This is a genomic window from Streptomyces sp. PA03-6a (genome assembly GCF_033792765.1).
Lineage (GTDB): Bacteria > Actinomycetota > Actinomycetes > Streptomycetales > Streptomycetaceae > Actinacidiphila.
The window spans coordinates 1-8,876 of the sequence record NZ_JARAVK010000314.1; the positions used below are offsets into that span (position 1 = coordinate 1).

Sequence of the window (8,876 nt, forward strand, 5' to 3'; positions counted from 1 at the left end):
GGGCTACGGACAGGCGGCGGGGCGGGGGCCGCGGGCTCCTGGACCGCCGCCTGTCCGTAGCCCTGCTCCGCCCACCGGCCCTGCTGCCGTCGCGCCACTCGCTGCGACACCGCGGTGGCCGTGCCCGCGACGACGGCCGTACGTACCGCTCCACGCAGTAGACCGGGCATGGTGCCGTCCCTTCCGGTGGCTCCTGGACCTCCATTCGACCATCGCGCCGGGCGGGCCGCACGCCGGCACCTGGTCCGCCGTCACCACCAGGGGGAGGGTGATTCGGCCGACTGGGCGTGCCCGGCATGACAGCGTGGGCGCCTTCGGGGCAGCGTGGCCTTGGCACCGCTCTCCGCACAGACGAGGACGCTCACCATGGCAGATCTCCGGCGGCACGGCATCCGCGCCGGCGCCCTGTTCCTTCTGCTCGGCGCCGCGGGCTGCTCCGGCCTCACCTCCCAAGCGGTGGGCACGGTGGTGTACACCACCCCGGACAACAAGGTGGTGCAGCTGGACAACCCGTCCGTGGACGGCTGCCACCAGCTGCCGCCCACGGGTGCCAGGTCGATCGTGAACAACACGCTCAACGACGTGGTCCTGCACACCGGTCCCGGCTGCAAGAACCTCGAAGGCACGGAGAGCACCTACCTGGCGACGAAGACCAGCAACCCGGGCATCCCCGACGCGGAGCCGTGGATGAGTTTCACCGTGGTCGGCGGGAACGCCTGACCAGGGGTCATCAGGGGCCGGACTCCGCGGCGTCCAGGGAGGCGAGCACGGCCTGGACCGGGATCCGGCCGCCGGCCACGAGCCTGCCCCCGCCCCGGCGGATCGCGACGGCGAGGGGCGCGGCCCACAGGTTCTCGTAGACCAGGACGGCGGCGGAGCTGCCTGGTTCGAGGACGGCGGCGGCGTCCGCGAGGTCGTCCGCGCCGAGCAGGCCGGAGGAGGCGCCCTGGAAGACCTCGAGCTCGCCGAGTCCCGCGGCGGTGAGGTCGGCGATCTCCAGGCCGGCGACGCTCCCGTCCGCGTCCTTGCGGACGAAGGTCAGGTCGAGGATGCGGACGAGCCCGCGGTCCACGAGGTCGAGCAGGAGCGGGAAGGCCTCCCCGGTCATGCGGTTGCCGGGGAATTCGATCACCACGTAGTCGATGGGGCCCATCTCGTCGATCGCGTCGCTCACGGCACTGCTCCCTTCCCCCGCGCCATCCCCCGTGCCATTGGACCACCGGGAGGGGGTCATCGCACGTCGGCCCGGGCCGCCGCCCCGGCACTGACGCGGCGCCAGACGGCGCGCTGGCACCTGAGGGTCCCGGTGCCGACGAGGATCAGCACGACGACGTTGAGCAGCAGCTGGAACAGGGAGCCCCGCGCCTCGTCCCAGGAGGCGAAGGCGAGCGAGACACCCAGGTCGGCGCCGGCCGGGATGGTCGTCACCGAGATGAAGACGCCGAGCAGGGCGCTGGTGCGGGCCTCGGTGAGGGAGACGATGCCGACGATCCCGGCGAGCACGGCCACCACGAGGGAGAAGAAGTTGGGGGTGTTGATCAGGTGGGCGACCGGCCGCACCCCCAGCCGGAAGGCCTCCGGCTGCAGGTCGAAGGCCCGTACGAACAGGGCGAAGAGCAGCGTGGCGGCGATGGCCAGCGCGAAGCCCACGAGCAGGGCCCGGAGTCCCTCGCGGACCCGGGCGCGGTCGTGGCGGTCGATGCCGAGGGCGACGCTGGTGATGGCCCCGTACTCGGGTCCGACGACCATGGCGGCCACGATGAGGATCTGCGAGTTGCTGATGATGCCGACCGCGCCGATGATCCCGGCGATGACCAGCAGCAGGTGGAAGCTGGGCGGGTAGCGGCCCTCGGCGCGGATGCGGGCCTCGACCTGGTCCCACACCGGGGTGCGCAGCCCTGCGCCGGGGGAGGAGGCTCCGGCCCGCTCGGCGGTGTCGGAGAGGACGACGTCGACGGGTTCGAGGACGAGCGATCCGCGGCGGTCGATCCCGAGTTCGCGCAGCCCGCGCAGGACGGTGTTGGCGGCGCCGGTCAGCACGTCGCACTCGATGGCGTCGCCGTCCGGGTGGCGGGCGCCGCCGCGCAGCAGGACGAGGTTGAGCACGCAGGGATCGGCACCGAGCGCGGTCAGCGCCCGGTCCGTGAGGTCCGGCGGGCTCACCGCACGGACATGGATCATGTCCACCCCTGCATTACGCCCGCGACCGGCGGGGGCGGCAACTCGGCGCGGCGCAGCGGGGACGGGGTCAGGCGGTGAGCTGGTAGAGGCTCTTGGCGACCAGGACCAGCCCGATGACCAGGCACAGCCCGATGATCGCCTGGTCCTGGTGGCCGTCGAGCCAGGTGCGCAGGACGCGCAGCCGGACGCGGGCGGAGTCCGGGGCGACGAGGGTGTAGACCTCCATCGTCAGCAGGGTGGAACTGGCGATCAGGCAGTACGCCATGAGCGCCAGGTAGGACTCGAGGTGGGACAGGTCGGCCTCGACGACGGTCGCGGCGCCCGCCGCCACCAGTCCCCACGGCTGGAGCAGCACCGCGAGGCCCGCGGACGACCAGGCGGAGACCCGCTCCAGGCGGCTCGTCATCCGGGACGGCCGGTGGGGGCGCGCCGCGCGGCGCCTGCGGTGCTCGGCGTAGCCCACCAGCCCGACGCCGACGGCGAGTTTGCCGGCGAGGGCGGCCGTCGAGGGCGAGGACTTCGGCTCCGGGGGCTTGCCCTGGGTCAGCAGCAGCACCGCCGCGACGACCGCGGCCAGGCAGGCCAGCCAGGCGATGATGAAGGCCAGTCCCTTCCACGCCCCGCCGCGGGTGCTCAGCACCAGCACGAACGCCATCAGCGGGAACGGGAACAGGGTGACGGCCAGCCCGATCAGGACGAGGTCAAGGACCATCGCCGCCCCCGCCGGGGGTCGGGGGCCCCGGAAGGTGGCCGGCCGCGTCCATGGGGTCATGGTCACCGGAGCCGCCCACGGGCACAACTGCGCGGCCCCGGGTCCGGCTCGCCGGGCCCATGGGCCGGGCTTACGTTTGAGGGGGCCGGCGCACCCACGCATTCCCGGCGAGGTCCGTGCGGCCCGGAGGACGGTGACCGCGATGACCGTGGACGCCCGGTGGAGTCCGCCCGGGGAGCGGGCCGCGCGCGGCAAGGCGGCCCGCAAGAGGACCCCGCGCTCCGCCCACGCGCAGTACGCGCCCGCGGCGGACCGGGCCGATCCGGTGGACGTCGTGGAGGGGCAGTCGGCGCGACGTGTGCCGGAGCTCGTGCCGATCCGCTACGGCCGCATGGCCGAGTCGCCGTTCCGCTTCTACCGCGGGGCGGCCGCGGTCATGGCCGGGGACCTCGCGCACACGCCCCGCTCGGGCCTGCGGGCACAGTTGTGCGGCGACGCGCACCTGCTCAACTTCCGGCTGCTGGCCTCGCCGGAGCGGCGGCTGATGTTCGACATCAACGACTTCGACGAGACCCTGCCGGGTCCCTGGGAGTGGGACGTCAAGCGCCTGGCCGCCAGTCTGGTCATCGCGGGCCGTGCCAACGGCTTCTCGGCAGCCGAGCGCACGGGGGTGGTGCGGGCGGCGGTGGGAGCCTACCGGCGGCGGATGCGCGGCTTCGCCGGGATGGGCAACCTGCAGGTCTGGTACACCCGTTTCGAGGCGGACCGGTTGCAGCAGCAGTTCGCCCCGATGATGGGCGGCGAGGACGTGGTGCGCTGGGAGCGTGCCCGGGCCCGGGCCCGGGCGCGCGACACCCTGCAGGTCTTCGACAAGCTGACCCGGGTGATCGACGGCAGGCGCCTGATCGCCCCCGATCCCCCGCTGCTGATGCCGCTGCGCGACCTGCTCGACGGCGACGCCCGCGCCGCCCTGGAGAAGGAGATCTCCCGGCTGGTCGAACGGTACGGCCACTCCCTGCAGCCCGACCGCCGCTTCCTGCTGGAGCAGTACCGGCTCGCCGACTGCGCGCGCAAGGTCGTCGGGGTGGGCAGTGTGGGGACCCGCTGCTGGATCCTGCTCCTGCTGGGCAAGGACGACGAGGATCCGCTGTTCCTGCAGGCGAAGGAGGCCGAGGAGTCGGTCCTGGCCCCGTACGCGGGGGCCGGCCCGCACCGTACGCAGGGCGAGCGGGTGGTCGCCGGGCAGCGCCTGATGCAGGCGACCAGCGACATCTTCCTCGGCTGGGAACGCCTCCACGGCATCGACGGACGGCAGCGCGACTTCTACGTACGGCAGTTGCGCGACTGGAAGGGCATCGTGGTGGCCGAGGACCTGGTGCCCAGGACGATGACACTGTTCGGGGAGGTGTGCGGCGCCACGCTGGCCCGGGCGCACGCGCGGTCCGGGGACCGGATCGCGATCGCCGCGTACCTGGGGGGTTCCGACGTCTTCGACCGGGCCGTCGCCGACTTCGCCGAGGCGTACGCGGACCAGAACGAACGGGACCACCGGGCACTGGTGGACGCCGTCCGCACCGGACGCGTCCAGGCGGAGGCCACCTGAGCCGGCACCATGGCGACGCCCGCCGGGGGTTCGCGGACCCGGCGCTCCTCAGGGGCGCGACGACGCGGGCCGTGGCGCTGTGCCGGACGCGGGCGGCCGCCCGCCGCCGAGCGGCGGCAGGGGCGGGATGTCCGGGCCCTGCGGCAGCAGTTCGGCGGCCACGAAGGCGACGAACACCGCCAGCACCACGACCGGCACCGATGCGGTGTTGCCCAGCAGGAGCACCACGAGCACCACGCTGCTCACCGGCAGGCGCATCGCGGCGGCACCCGCGGCCGCCATGCCCGCCGCCATCGCCGGGACGACCCCGAAACCCGGCAGCGGGGCGGCCAGCAGCCCGGCGGCGCCGCCGAGGAAGAGCGAGGGGAAGATCGGGCCGCCGCGCAGGCTGCCCAGGCACAGCGCGTAGCCGACGCCCTTGCACAGCAGCACCGCGACCAGGGCGCCGGCCGGCCAGGCGTGCGGGTCGGCGGCCATCTGCGCCAGCGCCTCCTGCCCGGAGGAGGCGACCTCCTCCGGTGTGCGGCCCGTTGCCAGCGCGTACACGGCGGCGCACACGCCGGCGGCGAGTGCGCAGAGCACGGTGTGCGGCAGCGGCCGGCGGGAGACGAACACCGCGGAGAACACGAGCGTCCTGCGGTACTCCGGCCGGCGCAGCAGTTCGCGCAGCTGGTCGGCTTCCTGGGGCTGGTTCCCGGGAGGGCTGATGCTCGTCCTCCTCGTTCGCGAATGGGGCGGAACGGGTGATGTCCGGCGAGACTACCGACGCGGGGCCGCACAGCGGCGGTGATCGGCATCCCGGTGTCCTTCCTCGCCTTCTGGTTCCTCGTCGCCCTCCACGAACTCGAGCGGCTGCTGTGGGAGGTGCTGCCCGGGCACCTCGGCCTTCAGACGCCCCCGTGGTGGTGGCCGCTGCCGCTGCTCACCGTGGCCGGTGCGATCGTGGGCCTGGTCGTCACCCGCATGCCGGGCCGCGGCGGCCACGTCCCGGCCGGCGGCCTGCACACCGGCGGGATGGCCACCTCCGCCCTGCCCGGCGTGGTCCTCGCCGCCCTGGCGGCCCTGCCGCTGGGCGCGGTGCTCGGGCCCGAGGCCCCGCTCATCGCCTTCGGCGGCGCACTGGCGCTGCTCTTCCGCGACCTGGTCCGCGCGCCGGCGACCCCGCAGACCAACGCGCTGCTCGGCGCGGCCGGTTCCGCGGCGGCGATCGCCACCATCTTCGGCAACCCGGTGGTGGCCGCGGTGCTCCTGATGGAGGTGGCCGGGGTCGGCGGGCCCCAGCTGTTCGCCGTGATGCTGCCGGCCCTGCTCGCCAGCGGCGTGGGCGACATCGTGTTCACCGGCTTCGGCCGCTGGACGGGACTGAAGACCACCCACCTCGACATCGGCCTGCCCCGCCCGCCCACGCTCGACGCGGGCGACGTGGCGTGGGGCGTGCTGCTCGCCCTGGCGGTCGGAGTGGCCGTGCACCTGAGCCTCACCGGCGGCAAGGCCGCCGCGAAGGCCACGCTGGACGTTAGGGTGAGCCGACCGCGCGAGGAAGCGCGGCCCCGACGTATCTGGAGGTGCCATGGCCGCCCCCACCTGGGTCGCCGTGCCGGACGACTCCCCCTTCGGCGTCCACAATCTGCCGTACGGGGTGTTCACCACCGCGGACCGTCCGCAGGAACGCCGGATCGGCGTCGCCATCGGAGACCACGTGCTCGACGCGGGCGCCGCCGCGCGTGCCGCCGGAGCGGGAACGGCCGGGCCGGAGGCCGGGCTGCTGACGGCGCCGACGCTCAACCCGTTGCTGGCGGCCGGGCGTCCGGCCTGGACGGCGGTGCGGTCGCTGGTCACCGCCTGGCTGACCGACGAGGCCCACCGGGCGGCCGTCGAGCCGCACCTGCTGCCGCGCGACTCCGTCACGCTCCACCTCGCGTTCGACGTCGCGGACTACGTCGACTTCTACGCCTCGGAGCACCACGCCACGAACGTCGGCCGGATCTTCCGCCCGGACGGGGAGCCGCTGCCCCCCAACTGGAAGCACCTGCCGATCGGTTACCACGGCCGCAGCGGCACGATCGTCGTGTCGGGGACGCCGGTGGTCCGGCCGAACGGGCAGCGCAGGGGCGCCGCCCTGTCCGCCCCGTCCTTCGGGCCGTGCGAACGGCTGGACTTCGAGGCCGAGCTCGGCTTCGTCGTCGGCGGCCCGACCGCGCAGGGCGAGCCGGTGCCGCTGGCGGCGGCCGAGGAGCACGTCTTCGGGGTATGCCTGCTCAACGACTGGTCCGCCCGCGACATCCAGGCCTGGGAGACCGTGCCGCTCGGCCCGTTCCTCGGGAAGTCGTTCGCGACCTCCGTCTCCCCGTGGGTCGTCCCCCTCGACGCGCTGTCGGCGGCGCGCGTCGCCCCGCCGCCGCACGACGTGGGGACGCTGCCGTACCTGGACGACCGGGGCGCGGGGACGCCGCCGCGCGGGCTCGACATCGCCGTGGAGGTCCGGCTGCGGGGCGAGGTCGTCTCCCGTCCGCCGTTCTCCACCATGTACTGGACGTACGCCCAGATGCTCACCCACATGACCGTGAACGGAGCCTCGTTGCGGGCGGGCGACCTCTTCGCCTCGGGGACCATCAGCGGCCCGCGGCGCGAGCAGCGGGGCGCGCTGATCGAGCTGACGTGGAACGGCGAGGAGCCGCTGGTGCTGACGGACGGCACGAAGCGGACGTTCCTGGAGGACGGCGACGAGCTCGTCATCTCGGCGACCGCCCCGGGGCCGGACGGCACCCGGATCGGCTTCGGCGAGGTCGCGGGCCGGGTGGTGGCGGGACCGGCCCTCTTCGTGAACTGACCTGTTCAGGGGTCTGTCCGAGTCCCGGGTCGGCGTGATCTCCTACGCCTGACGGCGCGGCGTCCGGCCACGGCACGCCGCGCCGTCGCGTACGCCACGCCGTCGTGTACGCCACGCCGTCGTGTACGCCGCCCCGAGTCGACCCGGACCCGCAGGGGAGCCATGTCGGAGACGCTGCCCTCCGCACCCGCCGAGGACGCCGGCCGAGCGTCCGCCCCGCCGCTGCCCCGGCAGGTGCGGATCGGCTACGGCCTGGGATCGCTGGGCACCGGCACCTTCGGCACGGTGCCGGGCCTGATCCTGCTCTACTACCTCACCAATGTGCTGGCCGTCCCGGCGGCCGTGGCGGGCGCGGCCGTCTTCCTCCCCAAGGCGTGGGACGTGCTGGTCAACCCCCTGGTGGGCGCGGCCGCCGACCGCAGCCGGCTGCAGGACGGCTCCCGGCGGCCGTTCCTGCTGGCCGGGGCGCTCACGCTGCCGCCGCTGTTCGCGCTGGTCTTCGCGGCGCCGCCGCTGCGCGGTGCCGCCGCCGCGGGCTACGTGGCGGTGCTCTTCCTGCTGGCCGCCACCGCCTACGCCGTCTTCCAGGTGCCGTACGTGACCATGCCCGCGGAGATGACGGAGGACCCCGGCGAGCGCGCCCGGGTGCTGGGCTGGCGCGTGGCGTTCCTCGGGGTGGCGATCCTGCTGTCGGGCGCGCTGGCGCCGGCGGTCGCCCACGGATACGGCGACACGCCCGCGAGCTACCGGCTGATGGGGGCGGTCGTGGCGGTCCTTCTGCTGGTGGGGATGCTCGGCGCCTGGCGCTTCACCCGGCACGCGCCGTCGGTCGCCCGCAGCGAGTCGGAGGCTTCGATGCGGGCGCAGTTGGCGGCGGCCCGCGACAACCGGCCGTTCCTGTTCCTGGTGGGCATGTGGACGCTGCAGGCGCTCGCCGTGGGGATCATGCTGGCCGGGGTCCAGTACTTCGCCACGTACACCCTCGGCTCGGCGGGGGCCGTCACACCGCTGTTCGTCTGCATGATCGGCCCGCTGGTGCTGGTGATGCCGCTGTGGAACCGGCTGGCCCGGGCGCGCGGCGTGACGTACGCGCAGTGGTGCGCCTCGCTGCTCTTCGTGGCCGGTGCCGCCCTGCTGGGCCTGACCCCGTACGCGGGGCCGGCGCTCGGCTACCCGGCGGTCGCCGCCGTCGGGATCGCCTACGCGGGGCTGCAGTTGCTGCCGCTGACGATGCTCGCCGACACCCTGGCCGCCGACGCGGCCCGCACCGGGCGGCGCAGGGCGGCCACCTTCACCGGGCTGTGGACGGCCGCCGAGACGCTGGCGTTCGCGCTGGGCGCCGGGGCCTTCGCGCTGGTGCTGGCGGTGAGCGGGTTCCGTTCCTCGGACGCCGCGCACCACGTCGACCAGCCGGACTCGGCCCTGACCGGCATCACCGCCGGCATGAGCGTGCTGCCCGCGGTGCTCGCCGCCGCGAGCCTGTGGCTGCTCCACCGCTACCGGGAGGACCCCGTGGACTCCGGCCCGGCCCCGCACACCCCCGCCCGCAC

General features: G+C 74.5%; 7 protein-coding genes and 3 pseudogenes. 5 read left to right on the plus strand and 5 right to left on the minus strand.

Annotated elements, in window-relative coordinates:
- Positions 1-170: pseudogene (locus tag PV350_RS41050) on the minus strand (SHOCT domain-containing protein); the annotation flags it as partial.
- 196 nt (positions 171-366) lie between these two features.
- Here PV350_RS41050 and PV350_RS41055 point away from each other — a divergent pair.
- A complete protein-coding gene (locus PV350_RS41055) occupies positions 367-720 on the plus strand; it encodes a hypothetical protein (protein WP_499510977.1) in 354 nt (117 codons plus the stop codon).
- A 10-nt stretch (positions 721-730) separates the two neighbouring features.
- Here PV350_RS41055 and PV350_RS41060 read toward each other — a convergent pair whose 3' ends face one another.
- The 3 genes from PV350_RS41060 to PV350_RS41070 all read right to left on the minus strand — a co-directional run bounded on the left by PV350_RS41060 (position 731) and on the right by PV350_RS41070 (position 2,893).
- A complete protein-coding gene (locus tag PV350_RS41060) occupies positions 731-1,174 on the minus strand; it encodes a DUF6325 family protein (RefSeq protein WP_499510978.1) in 444 nt (147 codons plus the stop codon).
- Between the two features lie 56 nt (positions 1,175-1,230).
- The gene (locus tag PV350_RS41065) at positions 1,231-2,187 is read right to left on the minus strand and encodes a DUF389 domain-containing protein (protein ID WP_500338495.1); all 957 of its coding nucleotides are present in this window, start codon (positions 2,185-2,187) and stop codon (positions 1,231-1,233) included.
- Between the two features lie 61 nt (positions 2,188-2,248).
- Positions 2,249-2,893: a GAP family protein gene (locus PV350_RS41070; RefSeq protein ID WP_500338497.1), complete on the minus strand. Its 645-nt coding sequence runs from the start codon at positions 2,891-2,893 to the stop codon at positions 2,249-2,251.
- A 202-nt stretch (positions 2,894-3,095) separates the two neighbouring features.
- Here PV350_RS41070 and PV350_RS41075 point away from each other — a divergent pair, with 202 nt between their 5' ends.
- Entirely contained in the window at positions 3,096-4,496 is a 1,401-nt protein-coding gene (locus PV350_RS41075; protein WP_500338499.1) for a DUF2252 domain-containing protein, read from the plus strand.
- Positions 4,497-4,544: 48 nt separating this feature from the next.
- Here PV350_RS41075 and PV350_RS41080 read toward each other — a convergent pair.
- Positions 4,545-5,117, minus strand: a pseudogene (locus PV350_RS41080) (chloride channel protein); the annotation flags it as partial.
- A gap of 165 nt (positions 5,118-5,282) precedes the next feature.
- Here PV350_RS41080 and PV350_RS41085 point away from each other — a divergent pair.
- The 3 genes and pseudogenes from PV350_RS41085 to PV350_RS41095 all read left to right on the plus strand — a co-directional run.
- Positions 5,283-5,996, plus strand: a pseudogene (locus tag PV350_RS41085) (chloride channel protein); the annotation flags it as partial.
- A gap of 70 nt (positions 5,997-6,066) precedes the next feature.
- On the plus strand, positions 6,067-7,326 hold the full coding sequence (fahA, locus tag PV350_RS41090) for a fumarylacetoacetase (RefSeq protein WP_499510982.1): 1,260 nt from the start codon (positions 6,067-6,069) through the stop codon (positions 7,324-7,326).
- Between the two features lie 162 nt (positions 7,327-7,488).
- A partial coding sequence (locus PV350_RS41095) for an MFS transporter (RefSeq protein ID WP_500338501.1) occupies positions 7,489-8,876 on the plus strand: 1,388 nt, incomplete at its 3' end.

Bases quoted from the DNA above. Each gene is read 5' to 3' on its own strand.
- PV350_RS41055 (WP_499510977.1), top strand. From the start codon at position 367: ATGGCAGATCTCCGGCGGCACGGCATCCGCGCCGGCGCCCTGTTCCTT.
- PV350_RS41070 (WP_500338497.1), bottom strand. From the start codon at position 2,893: ATGGTCCTTGACCTCGTCCTGATCGGGCTGGCCGTCACCCTGTTCCCG.
- PV350_RS41075 (WP_500338499.1), top strand. From the start codon at position 3,096: ATGACCGTGGACGCCCGGTGGAGTCCGCCCGGGGAGCGGGCCGCGCGC.
- fahA (WP_499510982.1), top strand. From the start codon at position 6,067: ATGGCCGCCCCCACCTGGGTCGCCGTGCCGGACGACTCCCCCTTCGGC.